Origin of the sequence: Parvibaculum sp. (assembly GCF_030651915.1) — a bacterium.
Taxonomy (GTDB): Bacteria; Pseudomonadota; Alphaproteobacteria; order Parvibaculales; family Parvibaculaceae; genus Parvibaculum.
Genome location: NZ_JAUSBV010000005.1, coordinates 530924 through 556648 on the forward strand (window position 1 = coordinate 530924; position 25725 = coordinate 556648).

Annotated in this window: 26 protein-coding genes; 9 read left to right on the plus strand and 17 right to left on the minus strand. The window is 64.2% G+C overall.

Annotation, left to right across the window (positions count from 1 at the left end):
- Positions 1–13 precede the first annotated feature (13 nt).
- Together Q7V31_RS06880 and Q7V31_RS06885 are read right to left on the minus strand one after the other, a co-directional pair.
- Positions 14–346 (minus strand): MerR family transcriptional regulator, encoded by a 333-nt coding sequence (locus tag Q7V31_RS06880; protein ID WP_304733287.1) that lies wholly within the window; start codon positions 344–346, stop codon positions 14–16.
- On the minus strand, positions 343–1260 hold the full coding sequence (locus Q7V31_RS06885) for a J domain-containing protein (protein ID WP_304733288.1): 918 nt from the start codon (positions 1258–1260) through the stop codon (positions 343–345). The genes Q7V31_RS06880 and Q7V31_RS06885 overlap by 4 nt, the downstream gene beginning before the upstream one ends.
- Positions 1261–1405: 145 nt before the next feature.
- Between Q7V31_RS06885 and Q7V31_RS06890 the strand changes: the two genes are divergently transcribed.
- Complete coding sequence (locus Q7V31_RS06890) at positions 1406–2791, plus strand: aminotransferase (RefSeq protein WP_304733289.1); 1386 nt, start codon at positions 1406–1408, stop codon at positions 2789–2791.
- Between the two features lie 5 nt (positions 2792–2796).
- The gene (locus Q7V31_RS06895; RefSeq protein WP_304733290.1) at positions 2797–3213 is read left to right on the plus strand and encodes a hypothetical protein; all 417 of its coding nucleotides are present in this window, start codon (positions 2797–2799) and stop codon (positions 3211–3213) included.
- 98 nt (positions 3214–3311) lie between these two features.
- Here the strand turns inward: Q7V31_RS06895 and Q7V31_RS06900 are convergent, their stop codons facing one another.
- The 5 genes from Q7V31_RS06900 to pdxH all read right to left on the minus strand — a co-directional run bounded on the left by Q7V31_RS06900 (position 3312) and on the right by pdxH (position 8216).
- Positions 3312–4067, minus strand: a complete 756-nt coding sequence (locus Q7V31_RS06900; protein ID WP_304733291.1) for an SDR family NAD(P)-dependent oxidoreductase — start codon at positions 4065–4067, stop codon at positions 3312–3314.
- 50 nt (positions 4068–4117) lie between these two features.
- Complete coding sequence (locus tag Q7V31_RS06905) at positions 4118–4642, minus strand: AlpA family transcriptional regulator (protein WP_304733292.1); 525 nt, start codon at positions 4640–4642, stop codon at positions 4118–4120.
- Positions 4643–4999: 357 nt separating this feature from the next.
- The gene (locus Q7V31_RS06910) at positions 5000–6583 is read right to left on the minus strand and encodes a bifunctional aminoglycoside phosphotransferase/ATP-binding protein (RefSeq protein ID WP_304733293.1); all 1584 of its coding nucleotides are present in this window, start codon (positions 6581–6583) and stop codon (positions 5000–5002) included.
- Positions 6584–6585: 2 nt separating this feature from the next.
- Positions 6586–7461, minus strand: a complete 876-nt coding sequence (locus Q7V31_RS06915; protein WP_304733294.1) for a cation diffusion facilitator family transporter — start codon at positions 7459–7461, stop codon at positions 6586–6588.
- Positions 7462–7589: 128 nt separating this feature from the next.
- Positions 7590–8216: a pyridoxamine 5'-phosphate oxidase gene (gene pdxH / locus Q7V31_RS06920; RefSeq protein WP_304733295.1), complete on the minus strand. Its 627-nt coding sequence runs from the start codon at positions 8214–8216 to the stop codon at positions 7590–7592.
- Between the two features lie 187 nt (positions 8217–8403).
- Here pdxH and Q7V31_RS06925 point away from each other — a divergent pair, with 187 nt between their 5' ends.
- The 6 genes from Q7V31_RS06925 to Q7V31_RS06950 all read left to right on the plus strand — a co-directional run bounded on the left by Q7V31_RS06925 (position 8404) and on the right by Q7V31_RS06950 (position 13249).
- Entirely contained in the window at positions 8404–8889 is a 486-nt protein-coding gene (locus tag Q7V31_RS06925; protein ID WP_304733296.1) for an RT0821/Lpp0805 family surface protein, read from the plus strand.
- A 25-nt stretch (positions 8890–8914) separates the two neighbouring features.
- Complete coding sequence (locus Q7V31_RS06930) at positions 8915–9622, plus strand: tetratricopeptide repeat protein (protein ID WP_304733297.1); 708 nt, start codon at positions 8915–8917, stop codon at positions 9620–9622.
- Positions 9623–9662: 40 nt separating this feature from the next.
- Complete coding sequence (locus Q7V31_RS06935) at positions 9663–10571, plus strand: DnaJ C-terminal domain-containing protein (protein WP_304733298.1); 909 nt, start codon at positions 9663–9665, stop codon at positions 10569–10571.
- Between the two features lie 129 nt (positions 10572–10700).
- Positions 10701–11540, plus strand: a complete 840-nt coding sequence (gene fabI, locus Q7V31_RS06940; RefSeq protein ID WP_304733299.1) for an enoyl-ACP reductase FabI — start codon at positions 10701–10703, stop codon at positions 11538–11540.
- A 103-nt stretch (positions 11541–11643) separates the two neighbouring features.
- A complete protein-coding gene (gene aroC, locus Q7V31_RS06945) occupies positions 11644–12726 on the plus strand; it encodes a chorismate synthase (RefSeq protein ID WP_304733300.1) in 1083 nt (360 codons plus the stop codon).
- The gene (locus tag Q7V31_RS06950) at positions 12719–13249 is read left to right on the plus strand and encodes a hypothetical protein (RefSeq protein WP_304733301.1); all 531 of its coding nucleotides are present in this window, start codon (positions 12719–12721) and stop codon (positions 13247–13249) included. The genes aroC and Q7V31_RS06950 overlap by 8 nt, the downstream gene beginning before the upstream one ends.
- Positions 13250–13255: 6 nt before the next feature.
- Here Q7V31_RS06950 and Q7V31_RS06955 read toward each other — a convergent pair whose 3' ends face one another.
- The 9 genes from Q7V31_RS06955 to Q7V31_RS06995 all read right to left on the minus strand — a co-directional run bounded on the left by Q7V31_RS06955 (position 13256) and on the right by Q7V31_RS06995 (position 23415).
- Positions 13256–14302, minus strand: coding sequence for a class I SAM-dependent methyltransferase (locus Q7V31_RS06955; RefSeq protein ID WP_304733302.1), 1047 nt, complete (start codon positions 14300–14302; stop codon positions 13256–13258).
- Positions 14303–14310: 8 nt separating this feature from the next.
- Entirely contained in the window at positions 14311–15558 is a 1248-nt protein-coding gene (locus Q7V31_RS06960; RefSeq protein ID WP_304733303.1) for a class I SAM-dependent RNA methyltransferase, read from the minus strand.
- A complete protein-coding gene (locus Q7V31_RS06965; RefSeq protein ID WP_304733304.1) occupies positions 15548–16294 on the minus strand; it encodes a TlyA family RNA methyltransferase in 747 nt (248 codons plus the stop codon). Before Q7V31_RS06965 ends, Q7V31_RS06960 begins: the two co-directional genes overlap by 11 nt.
- 8 nt (positions 16295–16302) lie before the next feature.
- Positions 16303–18252 (minus strand): 1-deoxy-D-xylulose-5-phosphate synthase, encoded by a 1950-nt coding sequence (dxs, locus tag Q7V31_RS06970; protein WP_304733305.1) that lies wholly within the window; start codon positions 18250–18252, stop codon positions 16303–16305.
- 75 nt (positions 18253–18327) lie between these two features.
- The gene (locus Q7V31_RS06975; protein WP_304733306.1) at positions 18328–19221 is read right to left on the minus strand and encodes a polyprenyl synthetase family protein; all 894 of its coding nucleotides are present in this window, start codon (positions 19219–19221) and stop codon (positions 18328–18330) included.
- A gap of 11 nt (positions 19222–19232) precedes the next feature.
- On the minus strand, positions 19233–19493 hold the full coding sequence (locus Q7V31_RS06980) for an exodeoxyribonuclease VII small subunit (RefSeq protein ID WP_304733307.1): 261 nt from the start codon (positions 19491–19493) through the stop codon (positions 19233–19235).
- Positions 19494–19514: 21 nt separating this feature from the next.
- The gene (locus tag Q7V31_RS06985) at positions 19515–20444 is read right to left on the minus strand and encodes a histone deacetylase family protein (RefSeq protein WP_304733308.1); all 930 of its coding nucleotides are present in this window, start codon (positions 20442–20444) and stop codon (positions 19515–19517) included.
- A 27-nt stretch (positions 20445–20471) separates the two neighbouring features.
- Positions 20472–21530, minus strand: coding sequence for an MBL fold metallo-hydrolase (locus Q7V31_RS06990; protein ID WP_304733309.1), 1059 nt, complete (start codon positions 21528–21530; stop codon positions 20472–20474).
- Between the two features lie 118 nt (positions 21531–21648).
- The gene (locus Q7V31_RS06995) at positions 21649–23415 is read right to left on the minus strand and encodes an acyl-CoA dehydrogenase family protein (RefSeq protein WP_304733310.1); all 1767 of its coding nucleotides are present in this window, start codon (positions 23413–23415) and stop codon (positions 21649–21651) included.
- 97 nt (positions 23416–23512) lie between these two features.
- Between Q7V31_RS06995 and Q7V31_RS07000 the strand changes: the two genes are divergently transcribed.
- Positions 23513–24484 carry an L-threonylcarbamoyladenylate synthase gene (locus Q7V31_RS07000; RefSeq protein ID WP_304733311.1) on the plus strand — a complete coding sequence of 324 codons (972 nt, stop codon included), beginning with the start codon at positions 23513–23515 and terminating at the stop codon, positions 24482–24484.
- On the opposite strand, the gene Q7V31_RS07005 is transcribed toward Q7V31_RS07000, so the two are convergent.
- Positions 24481–25362, minus strand: coding sequence for a VOC family protein (locus tag Q7V31_RS07005; protein ID WP_304733312.1), 882 nt, complete (start codon positions 25360–25362; stop codon positions 24481–24483). The two genes, Q7V31_RS07000 and Q7V31_RS07005, sit on opposite strands and share 4 nt — an antisense overlap.
- Between the last annotated feature and the right edge of the window lie 363 nt (positions 25363–25725).

The following is a 25725-nucleotide window of genomic DNA, read 5'->3' on the forward strand; positions in this document are numbered from 1 at the left end:
ACACGTCGCGCCTCTAGATGTCGGCTTCCAGCTTCATCGCCGCAAGGATCGCCGCCTGAACCGACACGTCCTGCGCCCTGACGGCGGCGGTCAGCGACAGCAGTTTCTGCCTTGTATCGTAGAGCTGATCGACCAGCGACATCACGACCGGCAGCATCGCCGCCTCGATATCGAGTTCGTAGCGGAGCGTACAGATCAGGCGGACGCGCGCGCATTCCGTCTCGGAAAAGACCAGCGTCCCGGCTTCTTCCCGCGCCGGCACCACAAGCTCTTCGTCGATCCAAGCATCGAGATCGCTGCGTTGCAGGGCATCGATCATCGCGATCAACTCGTCTGCGCCGGTCATGCCAACATCTCCCTGCGTGGATTCTGTTCGGCCTTCGGCTGCCAGCTTTCCAGAAAGGCAACCAGTTCGGGTTCTTCGGCCGCGGGCAGAACGACGCTCAAGGTGACCAGCTGATGGCCGCGCTGTCCGGTCTTGCGGTCGCGCACGCCCTTTTCGCGCAGCCGTAGTGTGGTGCCGCTGTTGGCCCCCTTCGGCACCGTCATCGCCACCGGTCCGCCGATCGTCGGCACCTCGATCCGCGCGCCCAGCACCGCCTCCTTCAACGTGACGGGCAGGTCCACATGGATGTTGTTGTCCTTGCGGCGAAAGAAGCGATGCGGCTCGACATGCAGTTCGACATAGGCATCCCCGGCCGGGCCGCCGCCGAAACCCGGCATGCCCTGCCCCTTCAGCCGCAGCATCTGCCGGTCCTCGGCCCCTTCGGGGATCGTCACCTGCAGCACCTTGCCGTCAGGCAGCGTGATGGTGCGCGTGGCGCCATTGACCGCCTCGAGGAAACCCACCGGCAGCGCATAACTCACATCCTGGCCGCGCGCCCGGAACGTGCCGCGGGCGCGCTGTCCGCCGCCGCCAAAGGCCTGCGCCAGAAATTCCTCCAGATCCTCGTTGCCGGCAAATCCGTCCTGCGCCGCATGCGAGGCATAGGCGGGCCCGTCGGCGAAATCGCGATAGAACCGCTGCGACGGTCGCTCCGCGCCGCTGGCGTCAATCTCGCCCGCATCGAAGCGCCGCCGCTTTTCCTTGTCCTTGAGCAGGTCGTTGGCGGCCGAGATGTCCTTGAACCTTGCTTCCGCTTCCTTGTCGCCCGGATGGAGATCGGGATGGTGCTTGCGCGCAAGTTTCTTGAACGCCTCCTTGATCTCCTTGTCGGTCGCCGATCGAGCCACGCCGAGGGTTTCGTAAGGGTCCTTCATGCACCTGATCCTGTCTATGCGCCGCCACAGTCAACCGCGCATCGTCACCCGGGGTCAACCGCCAGGGCCGCCCCCTTTGACACCCCGCCTCGCCCCTCCCATTATGCCCGCCAAGCCGCAATAAAATGACCCGAGGAGCTCGCCCATGAGCCTGTCCAACGCCGCCGTTCGCGACATCGAGACGGTGATCCATCCCTACACCAATCTCGACACGTTCCGCACCACGGGGCCGATGATCATCGAGCGCGGCGAAGGCGTCTATGTCTATGACAATGGCGGCAACAAATATATCGAGGGCCTTGCCGGTCTCTGGTGCACGTCGCTCGGCTATAACGAGCAGGAGCTGATCGACGCCGCCACCGAACAGATGCGCCAGATCCCCTTCACGCATGTCTTCGGCGGCAAGAGCCATGAGCGCGCGGCGGAGCTGGCCGAACGCCTGAAGGCGATCGCGCCGCATGCGGCCTCGAAAGTGCTCTTCTGCGGCTCGGGCTCGGAAGCCAACGACCAGCAGATGAAGCTCGTCTGGTATTACAACAATGCGCTGGGGCGGCCGAAAAAGAAGAAATTCATTTCGCGCACACGCGGCTATCACGGCGTCACGGTGGCGTCCGCCTCGCTGACCGGCCTGCCCGGCAATCACCGCGATTTCGACCTGCCGATTTCGGGCGTCCTCCACACCGACTGCCCGCATTACTACCGCTATGCCGAGCCCGGCGAAACGGAAGACGAATTTACGACGCGGCTGGCAAAGAACCTCGAAGAGATGATCATCCGCGAGGACCCGGACACGGTCGCCGCCTTCATTGCCGAACCGATCATGGGGGCGGGCGGCGTCGTCATTCCGCCCGCCGGCTATTTCGAGAAGATCCAGGCGGTGCTGCAGAAATACGACATCTATTTCATCGCCGATGAAGTCATTTGCGGCTTCGGCCGCACCGGCAACATGTTCGGCTCGCAGACCTTCAACATGAAGGTCGATTCCATTTCGGTCGCCAAGGCCCTGTCGTCGGCCTATTTCCCGATCGCCGCCGTCACGGTGGGCGAGGACATGTACCAGGCGATGATCGACGAGAGCAAAAAGATCGGCATGTTCGGCCACGGCTTCACCTATACCGCGCATCCCGTGGGCGCGGCGGTTGCGGCCAAGACGCTGGAGATTTACGAAAAGCGCAACATTGTCGGCCATGTGCGCGACGTCGCACCGCGTTTCGCGGCGCATTTCGCGCGTCTCGCCGATCATCCGCTGGTCGGCCATGCGCGCTCATGCGGTCTCATCGGGGCGCTCGAACTTGTCGCCGACAAGAAGACGAAAAAGAGTTTCGATCCGAGCCTCGGCATCGCCGCCGCCGTCGTCGGTGCGGCGCAGAAGCACGGATTGATCGTCCGGCCGCTTGCCGGCGACATCGTCGCCTTCTGCCCGCCGCTGATCATCAATGCCGAACAGATCGACGCGATTTTCGCCGCCATCGAAAAGGCCCTCGACGATGTGGAGGCGCGGGTGACGAAGGAAGGCCTGCGCGCGGCCTGAACCTCATGCCGGAGCTTCGCTATCAACTGACTTTTGCGGGCAAGGTCGCGCCGGGCGACGACATGGGCACGCAAATGACGATCGAGGCGACGGCGCCGATCCCGGCCGGCGTCGACGATGTGCTGCGCCAGAACGGCTCGTCGGCCTCCATGAGCGCCACGGTCGAAACGGATGAATATGGCGGCTTCACCGAAAGCGGCGAAATCGCCTTCGGCGCCGGCACCATCCTCTATTCGACGCGCGGCGAAGGCTTCATCGAGGAAACGGTCGAGCCCGACATCCAGCAGGGCTGCATCATCCGCCAGATCGACGGCGGCAGCGGCATCTTCGAAGACGCCACCGGTTACATCGTCTCGACATTCACCGTCGACGAAGACGCCAATTTCCGCGACAGCCAGAGCGCGGTGATTTTCACGCTGTGATTGCTCTGCTCGTCCTTCGCTCATTTCCCACCCTCCCCCTGAGGGTGGAAAGGAAACAGACCGTTGGCAAAGGCTAAAAAAGCAGAAGCACCACGTCTCTAAACGTGCTGGCCGCCATTGATCTGGATTTCGGCGCCGTTGACATAGCTCGACTGATCCGTGCACAGAAAATAGATCGTCTTGGCCACTTCCTCGGGCGTCCCCAGACGCCGCATCGGGATTTCGGCGACGATCTTGTCGGTGCCGGGCGAGAGGATCGCGGTGTCGATCTCGCCCGGCGAGATCGCATTGACGCGGATGCCGAGGCGGCCGAACTCGGCTGCCATTTCGCGCGTCAGCGCCGCCAGCGCCGCCTTCGAGGTGCCATAGGCGGTGCCGGCAAAGGGATGCACGCGCTCGCCGGCGATCGAGGTGACGTTGACCACCGAGCCCTGCGCGGCTTTCAATTCCTCCACGAGGCCCCGCGCCAGCATGGCGGAGGCGAAGAAATTGACCTGGAAAACCTGGGTCCAGACATCGAGCCCGGTTTCGAAGACGCCGAGCCGCGAGCCGCCCGGGCCCTTGGGCGAGATCGCCGCATTGTTGACCAGCGCATGGAGCCGGCTGCCCTGATCCTTCAGCCGCTCGCGCATTTCGGCGATGGCGGCTTCGGTGTTTTTCGGGTCGGCGAGATCGACCTGGATATGATCCTCCGGCCCCGCTTCCCACGGGCAGTCTTCCGGGAAGGGATGGCGCGAACAGGTAATGACGCGCCAGCCGGCGCTCGAAAAGCGCTTCACGGTCGCGTGGCCTATCCCCCGGCTTGCACCGGTCAGGATCAGCGTTCGGCGTTCGACGTTCTCAATCTGGGTCATGGGCGCAATCTAGAGGAAGGCGCGCGCCGCCGCCAGCGGCGGAAGCGCCTTCAAACAGCCAACCTGCGGCTGACGCTCGCGGCCTCGAAATGCCGGCGCCGCGCCTCGGCATTGAGACGCGCGGCGGCAAGCGCCGTTTCGATCAAGCCCTCGTCCACCGCCACATTCTTCTGTCCGCGCAGCCATGAAAGAACATCGTGGAGATGCCATATGTCCGGCGCGCCGCTATGGACGGGCGAGGGAAAAGCGGTCTTTCCCGGATTGGCCGCATATTTCTGCATATTCTGCCGCGTATAGCCCAGAATCTCGGCGATCTCGCTGAGGTTGACGAGATCGGGCTTCGCTTCGATCAATTCCGCACCCGGCACCGCCTTGCACACCTGTTCGCGGCCCGAGATCATGGCCCATTCGGCATTCGCCGCCTCACGCGAGAAGCCGAGCGCAATACGGCCGCGCTTGCCAATACCGGCGACGGCGTCATCGCAGCCCGCTTCGAAAAGCGCATTGACGATATCGTCGTCACTCCCGACGGCTTCGGGCAGCGAGAAGATCAGCTCGAATTCGTAGAGCTTCACAGGTTTCTCCATTCACGTGCCAGTGTCGGCCTGCCTGTACTTGCAATGATCGACAAGCCGCCTGATTTGTCTTGCGTGGTTCTCGGGCGAGCGCGGCGTACTCCAGATCGAGAACTGGCAGAATTCACCACAGCGGCATGTCTCATCGTTCCAGGGACAGCGGAGATAACCGAAACAATGTCCCCGGCCCTCGCTGAAACCCCACCCGGCTTCTTCCGCATACCGAACAGCCTGCTCGATCTCCTTGCTGGGATGACGCGGGCGGCCCGCCATGTTGCCTCATCAATCTAGGAGAATGAGATGTGGTTGTCAAGTGACAACCATCTACAAACGGCGACGCAACATCTGCCCAGTCTTCTACGGCCGTTGTTTGCTGTCGATAGAGCTCCATGCCGCGGCCAGCGCCTCCTCCGGCGTCCCCGAGGCATCGAGCTTCGTCCAGCTCATCTCGCCGAGATCGTAGCCAAGCTGCCGCCGCAACACCGCCACGCCCGCATCCGAAGGGTCGCGTCCCTCTTTCTCCCGAGCGGCGACACGCGCCTCAAGCACCGCCGCCGGCGCCTCGAGCCAGAGCCCGTCGAAAGAAACGCCGAGATCGGCGGCAAGCCGGGCGGCCGCCTGACGCTCTTCGGCCCGCGCAAAGACCGCATCGACCACAACGCCCTGCCCCGCCATCAGCGCGATCCGCGCCAGCCGCAGGACCTCGTCATAGACGCGCGTTCCCACACCCGGCGCATAGGCTTCGTCCGGCAATCGCTCCAGGGCGCCGACGCCGAAGAGGCGCTTGCGGATGATGTCGGTGCGCAGATGGACCGCGCCCGTCGCGCCGCCGAGCGACGGCGCCAATGCCTTCGCCAGGGTCGATTTGCCGGTGCCCGACAAGCCGCCCACCGCGACAAGGCGCGGCGGCTTGTCGTCGAGCAGGCGCTGGGCGAAATCCAGATAGGCGCGCGCCAGCTTCCGCTTGCCCTCCGTCGCCTCTCCCTTCGCCTGCACCGCCGTCACTTTGGCGCGCACGACGGCGCGCGTCGCCATGAAGAGCGGCAGCAGCGCGAGGCCCCTGCATGCGGCCTCGATATCCGGCTGCGCCAGGTGATCGAGATAGACATTGAGCGCCCGGTTGGCATGCGCGCGCAGCCCTTCGTCCGTCGCCGCGCGAAAACCGAGGTCCATCAGCAGAAAGGCCAGATCGTAGAGCACGTCGATCCGCGCAATGCGGTCGCTGAATTCGATGCAGTCGAAAATGACCGGATGGCCGTCGATCTCGGTCACATTGCCGAGATGGAGGTCGCCATGGCAATGGCGCACGAAGCCCGCGGCGCGGCGCGCATCGAGCAGGGCCCGGTTGCGCTCGACAAGGGTGCGGCAGGCGCGGTCGACCTCACGCACGGTCTCCCGGTCGAATATGGGTCCGACCTCCGGTTCCATGTCGGCCAGATTGTCTTCGACGATCTTCCGAAAGCTTTCGGCGCCGCCGGCGTCGCGGCAGATTTCGGCCGTGGCGTGAAAGCGCGCGATGGCGGCCGCCAGCTCCTCGATCAACGTCAGCTTCAACCGGCCCTCATCGGCCATGGTCGCCAGCAGTCCCTCGGCCGCGAAGCGTTTCATCTCGACCAGCCAGTCGGCAACCTCTCCTTCGTCGCCGCCGAGCCGCAAGCCGGCGCGCGTCCGGCGCACCGGCACGGTGCCGAGATAGATCTCGGGTGCGGTGCGGCGGTTGAGCGTCACTTCCGTCTCGCAGGCCGCGCGGCGCTTCCCGACATCGGAGAAATCGAGAAAGGTGAAGCGCACCGGCTTTTTCAGTTTGAAGGCGCGATCTCCGGCCAGAAACACATGCGAGATATGGGTTTCGACATGCGCGACCGGCGTCTCCGGCGTGAGGCCGTAGGTCTCGGGCCGCGACAGGAAGGTGATCAGCGCCTTGTCGGTGGTGTCGGCCAAGGTCACATCCGTTCGAGGCGTGTCGGCGTTTCAAGCCCGGCCGGGTCCTGATGCACGATCACCTCCGAGCCCGGAAATTCCGCCATCACCTCGCGCTCGACTTCGTCGGCGATACGATGCGCCTCGACCAGCCGCATCGCGCCGTCCATTTCGAGATGGAACTGGATGAAGGTGTGAACGCCCGAGGCGCGCGTGCGCAAATCGTGCAGGCTGACGACCTCCGGATGCGCGATGGCAATTTCCTTGATCCGTTCGCGCTCTTCTTCGGACAATTCGCGGTCCATCAGCTGGTTGAGCGCCGCCAGGACGATCTTCGCCGCACTCCAGGCGATCAACGCCGCAATGACGATGCCAAAGAGCGGGTCGGCACGGTGGAAGCCGAACATGCCGGAGAGCACCAGCGCGGCGATCACCGACAGGTTCATCAGGAGATCGCCACGGTAGTGGATCGAATCCGCCTCAATGGCGAGAGACTGCGTGCGGGCGACGACGTGGCGCTGATAGGCGACGAGCGCCAGCGTGACGACAATGGCCACAACCGTGACGGCAATACCCACCAGCGAATTTTCGATGGGCGTCGGGTTCAGCAGCCGCATGACCGCCGCGACCGCAATGTAGCCGGCCGATGCAAAAATGAAAAACGACTGCCCGAGCCCGGCCAGCGCCTCCGCCTTGCCGTGTCCGAAGCGATGCTCCTTGTCGGCCGGTGTCAGCGCATGACGCACCGCAAAGAGGTTCAGAAGCGAGGCGGCGCCGTCGAGCAGCGAGTCGAACAGCGTGCCGAGCATCGCGATCGAGCCGGTCATCCAGAAGGCGACTGCCTTGACCGCGACCAGCGTGATGGCGACTGCGACTGCCGCGTAGGTCGCGCGGCGCATCAGCCGTCCATTATGGTCGGCGGAACCGGGGATAAGTTTTTTTGTCGGGCCGTCCGCGTTCATCGAAGAATACCGCTCAATCCGATTTGTGACAGTTTTGTGACAGTTCCGTGACAGAGGGGGGGTAATCAGGGAAAAAGCCGTGCCGTGCGCCATGCTGCGCCGTCGATTTCGCGTTCGAAAACCAGCCGGTCATGCAGGCGAAACGGCCGGTCGCGCCAGAATTCGATCCGTGTCGGGACGATCCTGAATCCCGACCAGTGCGGCGGCCGCGGCACCTTTCCGAGGCCGAATTTCATTGCAAATTTTGCAACTTCGCGTTCGAGCGCGAAACGGGTTTCGAGCGGGCGCGATTGCCGCGACGCCCAGGCGCCGATCTGGCTGTCGCGCGCACGCGTCGCGAAATAGGCATCAGCCTCTTCCTCGCTCACCGCGCTGACCTGCCCGCGTACGCGCACCTGCCGTCGCAAACTCTTCCAGTGAAAACAAAGTGCGGCCTGCGGATTCTCGGCAAGCTCGCGCCCCTTGTCGCTTTCGAGATTGGTGTAGAAAACAAAGCCGCGCGCATCGACATCTTTCAGCAGCACCATGCGCACGTCGGGCAGACCCGATCTGTCGGCGGTTGCGAGCGCAACGGCATTGGCGTCTTCCGGCTCCTTTGCCCACGCAAGCTCCATCCATTCGTCAAACAGCGCGATGGGATCCTCAGACGTAAAGACTTCGGTCTCGTCGGCCGGTGTTGTCGTGTCGCTCATCAAAACGTCCTGTTTCGTCACCAACGATCCGGAATGGCCGATTTCAGCCCAATCCGGCGGTGGCGTTGCTCTAATCTCGCCACAATCGCTGTCCTATATAGCGCAGTTCTTATATGGTTCCGGAAAGGGATTTTTCTGCCCCGCCTGGAAATATTGAGGTGCGTTCGCAAACAACAGGATGGAGCCCATGAAACTCGTCAAAGGAATTGCCATCGGCGCTGTCGCGCTGGCGCTTGCCGCCTGCACCCAAAGCCCCTATGGCGGCAGCGGGATCAACAAGCAAACCATCGGCACTGTCGGTGGCGCCGTCGCCGGTGGCCTTCTCGGTTCGCAGGTTGGCGGCGGCACGGGCCGGCTCTGGGCCACTGGTGCCGGCGTGTTGCTCGGCGGGTTACTCGGCAGCGAGATCGGCAAATCGCTCGACCGCGCCGACCAGGCCTATTTGGGGCAGACCACCTACAATGCCCTCGAGACCGGCCGCACGGGTCAACCTGTTCAGTGGCGCAATCCGGACTCGGGCAACTACGGTACGGTGACACCCCAGGCAGCGCAGCAATATAGCGGCCTGACCTGCCGGGAATATTCGCAAACGATCTATGTCGAAGGCCGGAGCCAGACGGCCTATGGCACGGCGTGCCGCCAGCCCGACGGATCGTGGCAAATCCGGAACTGATTTTTCGGCGGGTGGGTCTGAATAGATGAAACGATTTCGGCTCACCCGCTTCTGTTCTTGCGTCGTCTTGATGGCGGCCCTTGCATGGCCGCAATTCGCGCTGGCGCAAGGTCCGGGCACAACAGTGCGTGACCGGATCGAGCAGAGCGCCGCGATGGCCCACCCCGATGGCGCCCATTTCGATGAGGCTGTCGCCGCCTATGACGCAGGCGACTACAAAAAAGCTTTCGATATCTGGCTGCCTCTGGCGCAGCGCGACGATCTCGCCGCGATGCGCAATGTCGCGTTGATGCTACGGCAAGGCAAAGGCGTCGGACGCGATCCGGACCGTGCCCTTTATTTCTACGAACGTTCCGGCCGTGCCGGTCTGGTCGCCGCGCAAGTCAATTCCGCCTTCATGCATCTCGACGGCGACGGCATCCCGCAGGACTACAAGAAGGCCTCTTTCTGGTTTCACGCGGCCGCCATGGCGGGCGTTCCGGTCGCGCGATACAATCTCGGCGTGATGTATGAGCGCGGGCTTGGTGTCGAGGCGGATCCTGCCCGGGCGCTTGCCTGGTATGCGCTGGCGGCGCGCGCCGGCCATGCGCAGGCGCTTGATCGTCTTACGGTCCTGGTGCCGTACCTGCCGGGCCCGATGCCACCCACCGATGCCGATGCAGCCCTCGTCGTGACAGCGCCAGCGCCGCCCGAGGCGCAGCTCGACCGTCTCGACGTCGGCACCGCGCCTTAACCAATTCGTATCGCGGCGGCGGCTAATCTTCGGGTTTCACTTGGGCGGAGAATCGGGCGCCGTGCGCGATCCTTACGAAATTCTGGGACTTAAGCCGGACGCGGGTAACGCCGAGGTCAAGGCGGCCTATCGCCGGCTTGCCAAGCGTTTGCATCCCGACGCCATGAGCGAAGGCAATGCGGCGCGCCAGCAGGCCCGATTCCAGGAAGTGACGGCCGCCTATAATCAGCTCAAGGACGACGCCGCCCGTCGGCGCTATGAGGCCGAGCGGCGTGCCGCGGCCGGTGTCGCGCGGGCCTCCGCCTTCGAGGAAACCATGCGGGGCGGGGCGACTGAACATCCGGTGTCGGAAGATATTTTCTCGGAACTCTTCGAGGGTATTCGCAGCGCCGGCAAACGTGTCTTTCGCGCCCGCGGCGACGACCAGACCTACCATCTGACCGTGAGCTTTCTCGACGCCGCCAACGGCGCCCGTAAAAGAGTGCGCCTCGCCGCCGGCAAGATGCTTGATGTCAATGTCCCCGCCGGCATCGACGACGGCAATCAGATCAGATTGCGCGGACAGGGCGGCGCCGGGCATGGCGGTGCCGAGGCCGGAGATGCGCTCGTCACCGTCGCCATCGACCCGCATCCCCATTTCCGCCGCGAGGGCCGCGACATTCACCTCACCGTGCCGGTGAGCCTTCCGGAGGCGGTGCTTGGCGCGCGGGTCGACGTACCCACCATTTCGGGGCCGGTATCGCTTTCGGTGCCGGCGGGGTCGAATTCCGGCACCCGGCTGCGCCTGAAGGGCCGCGGAATCGCCGCCGAAGGTGGCACGCCGGGCGACCAGTATGTGACGCTGACGCTGGTTCTTCCCGAGCCCCCCGATGAGGCCTTGCAGGACTTTGCGGCGACCTGGACGGCAGGCGCTAAGCACAATCCGCGCAAGGATTTTTCGGATTCCTGAACCGACATGAACGGACATGATTCGTGAACCGGCCGAACGGCCGGAATCCGGGCCTTTTTTGTTCGACCGCTATAGGCTTTTGTGTAGGATGCGCGACGATTTTCGGCCAGCGAACAAGACAGGGACGCAATGAACAAAGCCACCAGCATCGAGGGCGCGGCCCTTAAGGGCAGCCTGATGGCCGGCAAGCGCGGGCTCATCATGGGCGTCGCGAACAATCGGTCGATCGCCTGGGGAATCGCCAAGGCCTGCGCCGATCAGGGTGCGGAGCTGGCCTTCACCTTCCAGGGTGAAGCGCTGCAGAAGCGCGTCATGCCGCTGGCTGAATCGGTGGGTTCGAACCTTGTCATGCCCTGCGACGTTACCGATGCGGCCAGCATGGACGCCGTGTTCGAACGTCTGTCGAAGGAATGGGGAAAGCTCGATTTCCTCGTTCACGCGATTGCCTATGCCAACAAGGATGAGCTCGACGGCCGCTATGTCGACACCTCGCTCGAAAACTTCACGGCGAGCCTGGCCATTTCCTGCTATTCGTTCACCGCGCTTTGCCGCCGCGCCGAGCCGCTGATGACCGATGGCGGCTCGCTTGTCACGCTCACCTATTACGGCGCCGAAAAGGTCATCCCGCATTACAACGTGATGGGTGTCGCCAAGGCGGCGCTGGAGGCGAGCGTGCGCTATCTGGCGGTCGATCTCGGGCGCAACAATATCCGCGTCAATGCGATTTCGGCCGGGCCGATCAAGACGCTGGCGGCCTCGGGCATCGGCGACTTCCGGTACATCCTGAAGTGGAACGAGCTCAACGCGCCGATGAAGCGGACGGTGACGATCGAGGAAGTGGGCAAGACCGGTCTCTATCTCCTCTCCGATCTGGGTTCGGGCGTAACCGGCGGGGTCCATCACGTCGATGCCGGCTACAATGTCATCGGCATGAAGGCCGAGGACGCGCCGGATATGAGCATCGTCTGAACTTCTCCTGTATGGTTTGCTTCCGAGACCTGCCCGGATTCGCCGGGCGCGCGTCGTAACATTTTTGCAAGGACGGCCTCGCTGGCGGCCGTGTTTCAGGGCCATGTCGCACAACACGTTCGGCCATCTCTTCCGCGTGACGACCTGGGGTGAAAGCCACGGGCCGGCGCTCGGCTGCGTGGTCGACGGCACGCCGCCGCGCCTCGCGCTGAAAGCGGAAGACATCCAGCACTGGCTCGATCGCCGCAGGCCCGGCCAATCGCGCTTCACGACGCAGCGACGCGAGCCGGACGCGGTCAAAATCCTTTCTGGAACTTTCGTCGAGGATGGGCTTGAACTCACGACCGGCACGCCAATTTCGCTGATGATCGAGAATGTCGATCAGCGCTCGAAGGACTATGGCGACATCGCCAGTAAATTCCGGCCGGGCCATGCCGATTTTACCTATCTGTCAAAATACGGCATCCGTGACTATCGCGGCGGCGGCCGCTCCTCGGCGCGCGAAACGGCGGCGCGGGTGGCGGCGGGTGCCGTCGCGCGCGCGGTCTTGCCGGGCGTTTCGATCCGCGGCGCACTGGTTCAGATGGGCCCGCACAAGATCGACCGCGCCAACTGGGATTGGGACGAGACGGAGCGCAATCCGTTCTGGTGTCCGGATGCACGGTCTGCGGCGCAGTGGGAAGACTATCTTGACGGTGTGCGCAAGCAGGGCTCGTCCTGCGGCGCCGTGATCGAAATCGTTGCCACAGGCGTGCCTGTCGGCCTCGGCGCGCCGGTTTACGGCAAGCTCGACGCCGATCTTGCAGCCGCGATGATGAGCATCAATGCGGTCAAAGGCGTCGAGATCGGCGATGGCTTCTCCGCCGCTGCTCTTTCTGGCGAGGAGAACGCCGACGAGATGCGCGCGGGCAATAGCGGCCCATTGTTCACATCCAATCATGCGGGCGGCATTCTTGGCGGCATTTCAACCGGACAGGATGTCGTCGTTCGCTTTGCGGTGAAGCCGACCTCGTCGATCCTCAGCCCGCGCAAAACGGTTACGCCCGGCGGCGAGGAGACAGAGATCGTCACCAAGGGCCGCCACGACCCCTGCGTCGGCATCCGCGCCGTGCCGGTCGGCGAGGCAATGATGGCTTGCATATTGGCGGATCATTGGCTGAGGAACAGGGGGCAGAACGGTGAGTGACGCAGAACGGACGATGGCCGCACCGTCGGCGCCGCTGACGGTCCATTATGCCAAGGAGAAGGGTGAGGGCATCGTCTATGGCGGCATCCTGATTGCCGGGGTGCTGCTGCTTCACGCCATCACGCGGGCACCGACGATTGCGACGTTGGGCGCATTGATTGTGCTTTATGGGGCGCTCTATCACTGGCCCTATGTCAGGCGCGACCGCCGCGCGATCGAGATTTCGCCGTCGGGCCTCACCCTCGATCGGCTCGGACTGCTGCCGTGGAACGCCATCGCAGGCACGGAGATTGTCGACCGCTATCTGCGCACGATCCGCAATTCCGAACTGCGTGTCGAATTGCGCCGCTCCATCGAAACGGCTGTGGAGAACCCGGTGCAGGTGCATCCGCTGCGACGCCTGATGTATCGCTGCTGGCGCATGACCGGTCCGCAGCAGATTACCGTCAAGCTCAACACCCTCGATGCAAAGCCCGAGGTGATCCAGGCGGCAATCGGACAATATACGGGCCGCGTCCACTGATCCGGCTCAGGCCGGTTTCCCGAACCACATGACCTTTGAGAGAAAGGCCGGCGTTTGGCCCAAACGCTCAAGCCCCGCGCGCGCGAAGATCGCGGTCAGATCTTCCTTGAGATAGGAAGAAAAATAGGGCTCGTGAAAACCAATCGGGAAAAACTCCAGAAGGCCGTCGAAGTCAGGTCTGTCGCCGGTCTGCAACGCGTCGACCAGTATCAGGACGCCGCCCGGCTTTAACACCCGCGCCATTTCGGCAGCGATGACCTTGCGTATCTTTGGCGGCAGTTCGTGGAAGAGAAAGATGCAGGTCACAACGTCCTGCGTCGATTCTCCGACCGGCAGAGTCTCGGCATTGGCTTCCACCAGCGTTACGTTGCGCCGGCGCGCGAGCCGTGTCCGGGCTTCGGCGATATAAGGCGGCGACAGGTCGATGCCGGTCATGTTCAGCCGTGGATAATTTCCGGATACCGTTTCCAGAAAGCGGCCGGTCCCGCAGGCAACATCGAGCAAATGCAGCTTGCGCTGGTCGCGCCCTTGCAACGCCTCGGCCAACGGGACCAGCGCCTGACGGCGCATGGCATCGGCTGTGCCGGTGAACAACACTTCGACCTGCGTGTCGTAGAGTCGCGCCGATTTTTCCGAGAGCCAGCCATCGGTCTGGTAGTGGAAATTCTGCAAATAGTATCTGGGAAACCTGCCGCGCAACGCCGGCGTCAGCACTTCGGAGTGGCGCCGCGCCAACCGGCGCTCGTCGACGGCGCGGGCGTCGCGGAAGAACGCCATGCTGCGCTCGACCGCAGCGGCCGGATCGGCTGGCAAATCGGCGGGTAGGCGATAAATCCCGGACTCGATGTTCTTCCAGTCGCGCTCGAAGAGCTCGCGCATGGCGGCAACAAGGCCCTGCCAGCCGGGACGGGCGCCTTTGATTGCCACCGGGGCCTCACCCGGCGGCGTCAATGGACCATGCATCCGGCGCAGCGCCAGATAGTGACCCATGAACCAGGCGACCCGCGCGCCCTGTGCCGCACCATATCCAAGACGTGCCAGCGGTCCTGCCATTGGCGTTCTCAGTCCCTTGTGAAAATACCGACCACTTCAATATGGGGCGACCAGAGAAATTGGTCCACCGGTGTCAGACGCTTCAGGCCGTAGCCACCATCGATCAATGTCCGGGCGTCGCGGGCGAATGTGGCCGGATTGCAGGACACGCCGACGACAACGGGCACGATCGACTTTGCGAGTTCCGCCGCTTGCGCCGCAGCCCCGGCGCGCGGCGGGTCGAACACCACCGCGTCGAAGGGCTTCAATTCACTCGCGAGCATCGGCCGGCGCACCAGATCGCGGGTTTCGGGGGTCACCGGTTTGAAGCGGAGCATCGGCCCCTGCTCGCGCACCGCACGAGAAAGGGCTGCAAGCGATGCTGCTTCGCTCTCGACCACATGAACGGCGGCCTGGGGCGCCAGTGCGGCGGCAAAGGTGCCGCAGCCCGCGAAAAGATCGGCGATCCGACCGGCGCCCCCGACACCGTCGCGCACCAGACGCACCAGAGCCGCTTCGCCATCGATCGTCGGCTGCAGAAAGGCACCGGGTGGCGGGGTCAGGCCGAGTCCGGACAGATCAACAAACGGTGCGCGCCGCTCGGCAACGATCTCGCCGTCCCATGACAGCCGTGCGAGATCGGCAATCTCTGTCTGCTTTGCCAACTCGGCACGCAGCGGCCCATCCAGGGTCTTTCCGCCGCTTACCGCCACGTCGAGACCGCTCGCCGTCGCAGTCACCAGCAACGACGCATGCGCGTTGCGCGCGAGCCCGTGGCCAACCAACACGCCGAGCGCCGGCAGCGCGCGCTCGATCTCCGGCACGACCAGCGGACATTCCACTATGGGAATAATCGTATGGCTTGCCTTCGCGTGATAGCCGAGCGTCAGCGTTTTCCGGCTGCGCGTCGCAGAGAAGGTGGCGCGGCGCCGGCTTCGCGGCTGCGCCGGCTGGAGCGCATCGATGCTGGCGACGATACCGCGCGGGCGCAATGCTGCCTCCACCTGCGCATGCTTCCATGCGGCATAGGCTTGCGGCGCCATATGCTGGAGCGCGCAGCCGCCGCAAACCGTGAAATGCGGGCATGGCGGCTCCACGCGGTCGGGCGATGCCTCGAGAATCGCGACCAGGGCCGCCCGTCCCTCGCCTTCCGGGCGTATGCGCACACGCTCACCCGGCAGGACATAAGGCACGAAAAGCAGGCCCGCCGTCGTTTCGGCAATACCGTCGCCCTGCGCGCCGAGCGAGCCGATCTCGACCTCGATTTCAGCGGTCATGACAAGCGGCCAGCAGGAATTCCCGATTGCCGTCACCGCCTTCGATCGGGCTCGGGACAATACCGATGACGCGCCAGTTCATTTCCTCATCCATCCAGTGCGAAACCTCGTCACAGACCTTCGCATGCAAATCGACGTCGCGGACGATGCCGCCCTTGCCGACATTTTCCGGTCCAACCTCGAATTGCGGCTTGATCAGCGCAACGAAGTGGGCGCCAGGTGCGGCCAATGCCAGCGCGGGCGGCAGCGCTTTTGCAAGACCGATGAAACTCAGATCAGCGACGATGAATTCGATGCGTTCGGGCACGCGCTCGCGCGTCAGGTCTTTCACATTCAATCCTTCAATGGCGCGAACGCGGGCGTCGCCCGCAATTTCCGGCGCAAGTTGGCCGTGGCCGACATCGACCGCAACCACGCCGGCCGCGCCGCGTTCCAGCAGCACCTGGGTAAAGCCGCCGGTTGAGGCGCCAACGTCGAGGCAGATCATACCCGATGGGTCGAGTGCGAAATGATCGAGCGCATGTCGCAGTTTCAATGCACCTCGCGACACATAAGGATGCTCGGGCGCCGTCACTTCGATCTCATCGCCATCGTCAACCAGGTCGGCAGGCTTCGCCGCCGGCCGGCCGCCGACACGTACATGGCCGGATCGGATCGCCCCTTGTGCGCGCGCCCGCGTCCGAACCAGCCCACGCTCGACCAGTGCAAGATCGAGGCGGCGCTTTTTGCCCGACATCGGCGCTCTCAGACGAGTTTGGGTAGAGACTGCGGCGCGATTGCGGCGATGTCGGTGATTTGCCGCTCAAGTCCGAGCGCCATCAACGCAGTTTCGACGATCTGCGCCGCATTGAGATGCGCGAGATCGTACATCTTTTCGGGCTTGTCATGGTCGATGAAGAAATCCGGCAGCGTCATCGGCCGGACCTTGAGGCCGTGATCGAGCGCGCCGGAACGGGCCAGAAAATCAAGTACATGGCTGCCAAAACCGCCGACAGATCCTTCTTCGACGGTAATCAACACTTCATGTTCGCGCGCAAGACGCGCCACCAGTTCCTCATCGAGCGGCTTGGCGAAGCGCGCGTCGGCGACCGTTGACGAGAGCCCCAGCGCTGCAAGCTGGTCGGCGGCCTTCAGCGCCTCCTGAAGCCGCGTCCCGAAAGACAGGATCGCCACTTTTGTGCCTTCGCGCAGAATACGGCCCCGACCGATCTCGAGCGGCGTGCCGATTTCCGGCAGATCAAGACCAATGCCCTCGCCGCGCGGGTAGCGGAAGGCCGAGGGCCGGTCGTCTATGGCGGCCGCCGTTGCCACCATATGCATCAGTTCCAGTTCGTCGGCCGCCGCCATGACGACAAAGCCCGGCAGGCAGGCCAGATAGGCGACGTCGAAGGCGCCGGCATGGGTCGGGCCGTCGGCACCGACCAATCCGGCGCGGTCGATGGCGAAACGTACCGGCAGGCGCTGGATCGCCACGTCGTGCACGACCTGGTCATAGCCGCGCTGCAGAAATGTCGAATAAATGGCCGCAAACGGCTTGAGGCCTTCGGTCGCGAGGCCTGCGGCAAAGGTAACCGCGTGCTGCTCTGCGATGCCGACATCGAAAGTCCGTGTCGGAAAGCGGTCGCCGAAGAGATCGAGACCTGTGCCGGATGGCATGGCCGCCGTGATCGCAACGATCTTGTCGTCGCGTTCGGCATGCGCGATCAGGCTTTGGGCGAAAATCTTGGTGTAGCTCGGCGCATTGGCCGGCGCTTTTGCCTGTGCACCGGTGATGACGTCGAATTTCGAAACGCCGTGATATTTGTCGTCGGCGGCCTCGGCCGGTGCGTAGCCTTTGCCCTTCTGCGTCACGACATGGACGAGGATCGGGCCTTCGCCGGCGTCGCGTACATTCTTCAGTACTGGCAGCAGGTGGTCGAAATTGTGTCCGTCGATCGGGCCGACATAATAGCAGCCGAGTTCCTCGAAAAGCGTCCCGCCCATGGCCATGCCGCGCGCATATTCCTCGGCGCGGCGGGCGCTTTCCTCCAGCCGTTTCGGCAGAAGTTGCGCCAGTTGCTTGGCCAGATGCCGCATCGAACGATAGGCCCCGCCCGACAGAAGGCGTGCCAGATAAGCGCTCATGGCGCCGACCGGCGGGGCGATCGACATGTCGTTGTCGTTGAGAATGATGATCAGGCGGCTGTCCATCGAGCCGGCATTGTTCATCGCTTCATAGGCCATGCCGGCCGACATCGCGCCGTCGCCGATGACGGCAACAACATTGTTGGTGCCGCCCTTGAGATCGCGCGCGACCGCCATGCCGAGACCGGCCGAAATCGATGTCGACGAATGCGCCGCGCCGAAGGGATCGAATTCGCTTTCGGCGCGCTTCGTGAAACCCGACAGGCCGCCGCCCTGGCGCAGCGTGCGGATGCGGTCGCGGCGGCCGGTCAGAATCTTGTGCGGATAGGCCTGATGGCCGACATCCCAGACAATGCGGTCTTCCGGCGTGTTGAACACGTGATGAAGCGCGACGGTGAGTTCGACCACGCCGAGACCCGCACCCAGATGGCCGCCGGTTACCGAGACGGCGTCGATCATTTCGGCGCGCAATTCATCGGCAATCTGGCGCAGATCGCTTTCGGGAAAGGCGCGCAAATCCGCCGGGCTATTCACCCGGTCAAGCAATGGGGTCGCAGGTTTGCTGCTCAAACACTCACCTCGGCCGGCGCGGTGACCGGATAGGGGCCCGACAAGGGCCCGGGGCCAACCGAAAACCGGCGGACCTCAGTTGCGGCGCGTTATAACGAAATGCGCGGCCTGACGCAAAAGGTCGGCTCTTTCGTCAAACAAATCAAGATGTTGGACAGCCTGTTCGGCCAGCATCCGGGCCTGGGCGCGGGCACGGTCCGTCCCCAGAATCGAGACGAAAGTGGCTTTTCCGGCGGCGGCGTCCTTGCCGGCTCTCTTGCCCATGAGGTCCGTATCCCCCTCGGCATCAAGCAGGTCGTCGGCAATCTGGTAGGCAAGCCCCATGTCATGGGCATAGGCATGGAGCGCATGCTCGGCCTCAACCGAGGCGCGGCCGAGCACCGCGCCGGCCTCGCAGGAAAACGCAATCAGCGCGCCCGTTTTCAGGAGCTGGAGGCGCGTAATGCCGCCAATATCGAGCGGCGCGCCTTCGCTCTTCAGGTCGATCATCTGGCCGCCGACCATGCCGCGCGCGCCGGCTGCGGCGGCCAGGCGGCGCACCAGTTCGATCCGGACGCGGGCGCGCTCATGGGTCGCAGGATCGGCGATGATCTCGAAGGCCAGCGTCAACAAGGCATCGCCGGCCAGCATCGCCGTTGCCTCGTCGAAAGCCTTGTGGACGGCCGGTTTTCCATGGCGCAGATCGTCGTCGTCCATGCAGGGCATGTCGTCATGCACCAGCGAATAGATATGAACGCATTCGGCCGCAGCGGCGGCGCGCAGTGCCGATTCGGAATTCACCGCGAAGAGCCGGGCGCTTTGTGCCACCAGAAAGGGGCGGAAACGCTTGCCGCCACCCAGCGCCGCATAGCGCATGGCTTCCGCAAGACGGCTTTCCGGCCCCTCAACGCGCGGCAGCAGCCGGTCGAGCGCTTTTTCGATGTCGCTCGCATGTTCGGACAATGCAGCTTCGAAGAGGGAACCGGCCATCGGCGCGACGTTCAGTCGATGTCGAGCGGCGAGGTGCCGGCCGGCTCGCCACTCGCCGAAAGCGTGATTTTTTCGACTTTTGCCTCTGCGGCCTTCAGTCGCGCCTCGCAATGGGCCTTCAGCGCGGTACCGCGCTCATAAAGTTCGATCGATGTTTCAAGCGGCGCCTCACCCGATTCGAGCTGGCCGACGATCTTTTCGAGCTGGGCAAGCGCCTCCTCGAAGCTCAGCTTCTCGATGTCCTTGTTTGCGTCGACCTTGGCAGCGGACATGGGCTTGTTCCTTCCGGATTTTCAGGCGGCCAGCATCAGGGCCCGGACATGCGCGCGGGTGCTCGCGGCCAGCGCCTCCAAGTCATAACCGCCCTCAAGCGCCGAGACAACGCGACCGCCGCAGAGCTTGCCGGCAAGCTTGACCAGTTCGCCGGTCACCCAGCCGAAGTCTTCGTCGGTCAGGCGCAGATTTGCGAGCGGGTCTGCCATATGCGCATCGAAACCGGCCGAAATGAAGATGAAATCGGGGCGAAAATTCGCCAGCGAGGGCAGGATGGCGCCGCCGACCGCGTCGCGGAATTCGGCCGAACCGGCACCCGGCTGAAGCGTGCGATTGTAGATGTTGCCAAGACCATGCTCACCGGCCCGCCCCGTTCCCGGATAGAGCGGCCATTGATGCGTCGAGGCATAGAAAAGCGACGGGTCCGTCTCGAAGGCCGCCTGCGTGCCGTTTCCGTGATGGACATCGAAATCGACCACCGCCACGCGGGCGCAGCCATGCACGGCGCGGGCATGCTGGGCGCCGATGGCAATGTTGTTGAAGAGGCAGAAGCCCATCGCGGTTTCGGGCTCGGCATGGTGGCCGGGCGGGCGAACGGCGCAGAAGGCGTTGCGGACACGGCCCGCCATCACCTCGTCAACCGCATGGACGACGGCGCCGGCGGCGCGGAAGGCCGCTTCGGCCGATCCCGGCGACATGGCCGTGTCGGCATCGATGCGGCGAAAACCCTCGGCCGGGGCACCATTTTCGATGCGTTCGATATGGGCAGCCGGGTGGACGCGGGCGATCTGTTCATGCGCGGCACGCGGCGCCTCGTCGCGCGCCAGCAGCGCGAATTCCTCGGCTTCCAGCGCGCCCAGCACCGCACGTAGGCGGTCGGCGCATTCGGGATGGCCCGGCGGCGTTTCATGTTCGAGACAGGCGGAATGGGTGACGAGAAGCGTGGTCATTGGCGGCAACTATAGCATGCAGGCGCGTCAGGCCCGACGGTACCAATTGACGCCCCTGTCGTCGCGGGCGACGGTCGCAAGGCCGCGGCCGAGCAGGCAGTTCAGATGGGCGAGGCTTTCGCCGGTCGCCATGAAGAAGACTTCCGCGCCGATCTTGCGCTTGAAGAGCGCCGAAAATACATCGATGGCGCGCTTCGGTTCGGCAAGCATGTCGAGAAGCTTCGCCAAACCTTCCTCATGACCGTCGATCAGCTGCGTCAGGCGCGTGTGCAGCCCGTAAAACGGTTCGTTATGAGCCGGCAGCACCAGCAGGTCGTCGGGGAGGTTTCGGCGCAGGCGCTTGCAGCTTTCGATCCAGTCTTCCAGCGGGTTTTCATAGGCCTCGGTCGGATGGACGCTGACATTCGATGAGATGCGCGGCAGCACCTGATCTCCGGAAATCAGGATCTTCGCTTCCTCGCAATAGAGACAGACATGCTCCGGCGCATGGCCCGAACCGATGACGACGCGCCATGTGCGGCCGCCGATCGTCAATTCATCGTCCTCGCGCAGGCGGCGGAAAATATCGGGCATGCGCGAGACGTGCCTGCCGAAACCGCCGAAACGCGACGCATAGCTGTCGATGCCGCGCTGGCTGAAGCCGGCCGCGCGGTAGAAATCCAGCGCCTCCTTCGGCGCTTCACGGCCGGTGTCGAGGACCAGCGTCTTGCACATCAGGAAATCGGTGCGCGACATCTGCAGTTCGACGCTCCATTTGCGCGTGAACCAGCCGGCGAGGCCGACATGATCGGGATGGAGATGGGTGACGATGAGACCGGTCACGGGCTTGCCCTTGAGACCGGTCTGAAAGACCTGACGCCACAAGGCTTTGACCTCATCGGTCGCAACGCCGGTGTCGACCACGGTCCAGCCGTCGTCGCCCTCGATCAGCCAGAGATTGATGTGATCGAGCTGGAAGGGCAGCGGCATGCGCACCCATGAGATTCCCGGCGCGACCTCGATCACTTCGGCGGGCTGCGGCACCCGTCGCTCGAAGGGATAGCGAAGATCGGTGCTTTCAATGGTCGCCTGGGAGATATCGGACATTCAGGACTCTCGTACTGCGCCGCCGCCGAGGGGCCGGCGCGACCCTTCCCGTGATAGGCGCAGGGGCGCATGAGGTCAAACCATGGGCCCGCCCGGCACGGCCGACGCTGCGGCAGGGTCAGCCGAGTTCGTCGGCGGTCAGCGCATAGAGGGTTTCGGCGCCGGCCGTGGCCGGCCCGAGCAGACCGTGAACACCGGGCAGGATGTTGAGGGCGTAGAAACCGGCCAGCGCCAGACGCGCGCTTTCCGCGGTTTTCAGCGCCGCTTGCGCGAGAAAGTGGCCGCCGGCGACGGTGCCGAAGAGGCGCAGATAAGGCGAGGCACCGGCGAGGCTGTCATTGGGTGCGGATTTGAGGCTTGCCAGCATGTAGGCCGTGGCCTTGTCGAGCGTGTCGAGGGCGTCATCGAGGGCGGCGCCGACGGCGCTGAGCGTCTTCGCGTTCGAGCGGCGCGCGGCTTCGGCGGTTTCGCGCATTTCAGCGATAAAGCCTTGCGCCACCGAACCGTTTCCGAGGGATAACTTGCGGGATACGAGGTCGATTGCCTGGATGCCGTTGGTGCCTTCGTAGATCGGCAGGATGCGCGCGTCGCGCAGAAATTGCGCGGCGCCGGTTTCCTCGATGAAGCCCATGCCGCCATGGATCTGCACACCGAGCGAGGCGACCTCGCAGCCGATGTCGGTGGAGAAGCTCTTGGCAATCGGCGTCAGCAGATCGGCGCGGGCCTGCGCGGCGGCGCGGATTTCCGCCGTTTCACCGGCATGGGCGGTGTCGATGGCAACGCCGGTTGCGTAGCAGATGGCGCGGGCGGCGGCGGTCGAGGATTTCATCGTCAGCAACATGCGGCGGATGTCGGGATGTTCGATGATCGGCGCCATGTCGCCGGGCGCCAGCGTCGAGCCTAAAGGCCTGCCCTGCCTACGTTCTTTCGCATAGGCCAGTGCATGCTGGTAGGCCGCTTCGGCAATTGCCACGCCTTGCGTGCCGACCAGCAGGCGGGCGTTGTTCATCATCGTGAACATGCAGGCGAGGCCGCGATTTTCCTCGCCGATCAGCGTGCCGATGGCGCCGGTATTTTCGCCGAAGGACATGACGCAGGTGGGGCTGCCATGAATGCCGAGCTTTTCTTCGAGGCCGATGCAGTGCGCGTCATTGCGCGCGCCCAGCGAACCATCGGGTTTCACAAGGAATTTCGGCACGAGGAAGAGAGAGATGCCCTTCGTTCCCGCCGGTGCATCGGGCAGGCGCGCGAGCACGAGATGGACGATGTTGTCCGTCATGTCGTGATCGCCATAGGTGATGTAGATCTTGGTGCCGGTGATCCTGTAGGTGCCGTCGCCTTGCGGAACGGCTTTTGTTTTCAAGGCGTTGAGATCGGAACCTGCCTGCGGCTCGGTGAGGTTCATGGTGCCGGTCCACTCACCCGAAACGAGCTTGGCGAGATAGAGCTTCTTCTGTTCTTCAGTACCATGCGCGGTCAGCGCTTCGATGGCGCCTTGGCTGAGGATCGGACAGAGGCCGAAAGACATGCAGGCAGCGTTCCACATCTCCTGCATGGCGACGGCGAGCGACACCGGCAGGCCCTGACCGCCGTAGTCCGGCGTCGCGGCGAGGCTGCCCCAGCCGCCTTCGACCCATTGGCGATAGGCGGCGGCGAAGCCGGAAGGCACTGTGGCGCCTGACTTTTCGAGCTTCGCGCCCTCGGCGTCACCCGAACGATTGAGCGGCGCCAGCACCTCGGCGGCGAGCTTCGCGCCCTCTTCCATCACCGCGTCGACCAGTTCCGGCGAGAGATCGGCAAAGGGGCCCTTGCCCGCCAGCGCCGACAGACCGGCAATCTCGTTGAGGGCGAATGCCATGTCGCGGACGGGCGGGCGGTATGTCATGGGGATCCTTCAGACGCGGAAAGGGACGGAATGGCGTGGCTTTGCGGGTTTTTACTGTATTCTCTGCCGCCACGGTAGCATTCAGACAGGTAGTTCCATGGCCGACTGCGTCGAGGCGAACGCAGCGAATATTGCGCTTGCGGGCGAAGCGATCCGGGACGGGCGGCTGGTCGCCTTTCCGACCGAGACGGTCTACGGGCTCGGAGCGGATGCAACCGACGACAAGGCGGTGGCGCGCATCTTCGAAGCCAAGGGTCGGCCGCGCTTCAACCCCCTGATTGTGCATGTGGCGAGCCTGCAAGTTGCTGAAAAACATGCGGTTTTCACCGACGAGGCGCGGAAGCTCGCAGCCGGTTTCTGGCCGGGCGGGCTGACGCTGGTGCTGCCTCGGCGGCCGGAGACGCCGCTGTCGCTGCTGGTGAGCGCGGGGCTCGACACGGTGGCGCTGAGGGTGCCGGCGCATGAGATCGCACAGGCGCTGCTGAGAGCGGCGGAGAGGCCCGTTGCGGCGCCTTCGGCCAACCGTTCGGGGCGGGTCAGCCCGACGCGGGCCGAGCATGTGATGAGCGAGCTGGGCGCGGCCGAAACGCTCGCCATGGTGCTTGATGGCGGGCCCTGCCGGCTGGGGCTCGAGTCGACAGTGATCGGATTTCCTCAAGGAATTCCGACACTTCTGCGGCCGGGCGCGGTGGCGCGGGAGGCGATCGAGAAGGTGTTGGGACACAGGCTGGCGGAGGCCGATGCAGGCTCGGGCGAGGAAGGACGCGCCTCGCCGGGGCAGCTTGAGAGCCATTACGCGCCGGGGTCGCCGCTGCGGCTCAACGCCCGCGATGTGGGCGCCGACGAGGTGCTGCTGGCTTTCGGGCCGGACGCGCCGAAGGCGAAAACATCAATGAATCTATCGACTTCGGGCGACCTCACCGAGGCGGCGGCCAACCTTTTTGCGATGCTCCGGGCGCTCGACGCGGAGGCGCGCGGGCGGGTCATCGCGGTGATGCCGATCCCCGATGAGGGGCTTGGCGAGGCGATCAACGACCGGCTGAAAAGAGCTGCCGCGCCAAGGGGTTAGCGTTCGGATATCAGCAGCGTCGGGACGCCGTTGGTCGGCTTGCGGATGGTCGCGACCTCGGTGCCGGGCTTGCGGCCCTTGCGGACTTCGGAGACGTCGAGACCGGCGGCGGCGAGCCGCGCGACGGCCGCGGCGATGTCCGGCACCTTCCAGGCAACACCCCAGAATCGTTCGGTTTTCGGCGCCTTTTCCTTGTCGAGCGGCTCGACCACTTCGACGGTCATGCTCCCTGTACGGAAGAATAGCTGGCGCACGCCCCATTCGGGTTTCGACTGATCAAGGGCGAGACGGATGCCGAGTTGCGTGCCGAAAAGCGCTTTGCAGGCCTCCGCATCGGGCGTCATCACCACGACATGATCGCAGGCGGCGACCGCGCCGGCTTCCGCCACGCCGGTACCGAGCGGCGCGGGCGGCAGCGCGTCGGGCTCGCTAAGATGTTGAATTCCCAACAGGAAAAGGCCGCGCGTTTCGCTGGCCGGCATGGCGATGGTGCGCCATTTGCGGGTCGCGCCGGTGATGCCGTCACGGCCCGAACCGTCGACCGGGGCGCCCGATTTCAGCCCGCGCGCGTTGAAGGCTTCGGTGGCGGCGGCGGCGTCGGCGACGCCGAAGACGACGCCGTAAAGGCCCTCGCCAACCTCGTCGAGGCGCTTTTTCAAGGCGTCGGCATTGGCGCCTTCGGCCACCGGCGCGTAGAGCTCCACATAGGTATTTGCGAGGCGGTACAAGACGTTACCGGTACCGACGCCGGGATGGGTGCCGCGCCAGGAGGGCCCGCGGCCGAAGATGGCGGTGTAGGTTTTCTCGGCTTCCACAAGATCGCGGACCGCGATGATCAGGTGGTCGACGCCGGTTACTTCGCTCGTATGCGCGCTCATTTGTGACAGTCCTCTGGCCGCTAAATCGCCGCGCACTCTAGTGGTTCCCGAAAAGCGCCGCCAGCGGCGCAAAACGCATCGCGTTTTGCAGCAATCGACAGCAGCGGAAGGCAGCGCTACCCCCCCTCTGTCACAAATCTGTCAAAAAACTGTCACAAACCGAGTTATCCCCGGGGGAAATTTTTGTTCGTGTACGGAATATCAAGAAAGTTATCCCCGGTTTCGGATGGCGGCGGATTTGCGGTGGCGATTCGGGGTCTGGTTGCAACGGCGTGAAAAAACTTATCCCCGGTTTTGGGGAACGCCGGAAGGGGACTCACGCGGAGACGCGGAGAAAGGAAGGAAGAAGGGATTCACGCAGAG

Coding starts and splice junctions, on each gene's coding strand:
- Q7V31_RS06880 (WP_304733287.1), bottom strand. CDS start 346: ATGACCGGCGCAGACGAGTTGATCGCGATGATCGATGCCCTGCAACGC.
- Q7V31_RS06930 (WP_304733297.1), top strand. CDS start 8,915: ATGAAACGATTTCGGCTCACCCGCTTCTGTTCTTGCGTCGTCTTGATG.
- Q7V31_RS06955 (WP_304733302.1), bottom strand. CDS start 14,302: ATGGCAGGACCGCTGGCACGTCTTGGATATGGTGCGGCACAGGGCGCG.
- fabI (WP_304733299.1), top strand. CDS start 10,701: ATGAACAAAGCCACCAGCATCGAGGGCGCGGCCCTTAAGGGCAGCCTG.
- Q7V31_RS06975 (WP_304733306.1), bottom strand. CDS start 19,221: ATGGCCGGTTCCCTCTTCGAAGCTGCATTGTCCGAACATGCGAGCGAC.
- Q7V31_RS06960 (WP_304733303.1), bottom strand. CDS start 15,558: ATGACCGCTGAAATCGAGGTCGAGATCGGCTCGCTCGGCGCGCAGGGC.
- aroC (WP_304733300.1), top strand. CDS start 11,644: ATGTCGCACAACACGTTCGGCCATCTCTTCCGCGTGACGACCTGGGGT.
- Q7V31_RS06885 (WP_304733288.1), bottom strand. CDS start 1,260: ATGAAGGACCCTTACGAAACCCTCGGCGTGGCTCGATCGGCGACCGAC.
- Q7V31_RS07005 (WP_304733312.1), bottom strand. CDS start 25,362: ATGAGCGCGCATACGAGCGAAGTAACCGGCGTCGACCACCTGATCATC.
- Q7V31_RS06890 (WP_304733289.1), top strand. CDS start 1,406: ATGAGCCTGTCCAACGCCGCCGTTCGCGACATCGAGACGGTGATCCAT.
- Q7V31_RS06985 (WP_304733308.1), bottom strand. CDS start 20,444: ATGACCACGCTTCTCGTCACCCATTCCGCCTGTCTCGAACATGAAACG.
- Q7V31_RS06900 (WP_304733291.1), bottom strand. CDS start 4,067: ATGACCCAGATTGAGAACGTCGAACGCCGAACGCTGATCCTGACCGGT.
- Q7V31_RS07000 (WP_304733311.1), top strand. CDS start 23,513: ATGGCCGACTGCGTCGAGGCGAACGCAGCGAATATTGCGCTTGCGGGC.
- Q7V31_RS06895 (WP_304733290.1), top strand. CDS start 2,797: ATGCCGGAGCTTCGCTATCAACTGACTTTTGCGGGCAAGGTCGCGCCG.
- Q7V31_RS06965 (WP_304733304.1), bottom strand. CDS start 16,294: ATGTCGGGCAAAAAGCGCCGCCTCGATCTTGCACTGGTCGAGCGTGGG.
- Q7V31_RS06995 (WP_304733310.1), bottom strand. CDS start 23,415: ATGACATACCGCCCGCCCGTCCGCGACATGGCATTCGCCCTCAACGAG.
- pdxH (WP_304733295.1), bottom strand. CDS start 8,216: ATGAGCGACACGACAACACCGGCCGACGAGACCGAAGTCTTTACGTCT.
- Q7V31_RS06990 (WP_304733309.1), bottom strand. CDS start 21,530: ATGTCCGATATCTCCCAGGCGACCATTGAAAGCACCGATCTTCGCTAT.
- Q7V31_RS06980 (WP_304733307.1), bottom strand. CDS start 19,493: ATGTCCGCTGCCAAGGTCGACGCAAACAAGGACATCGAGAAGCTGAGC.
- Q7V31_RS06915 (WP_304733294.1), bottom strand. CDS start 7,461: ATGCGCCGCGCGACCTACGCGGCAGTCGCAGTCGCCATCACGCTGGTC.
- Q7V31_RS06925 (WP_304733296.1), top strand. CDS start 8,404: ATGAAACTCGTCAAAGGAATTGCCATCGGCGCTGTCGCGCTGGCGCTT.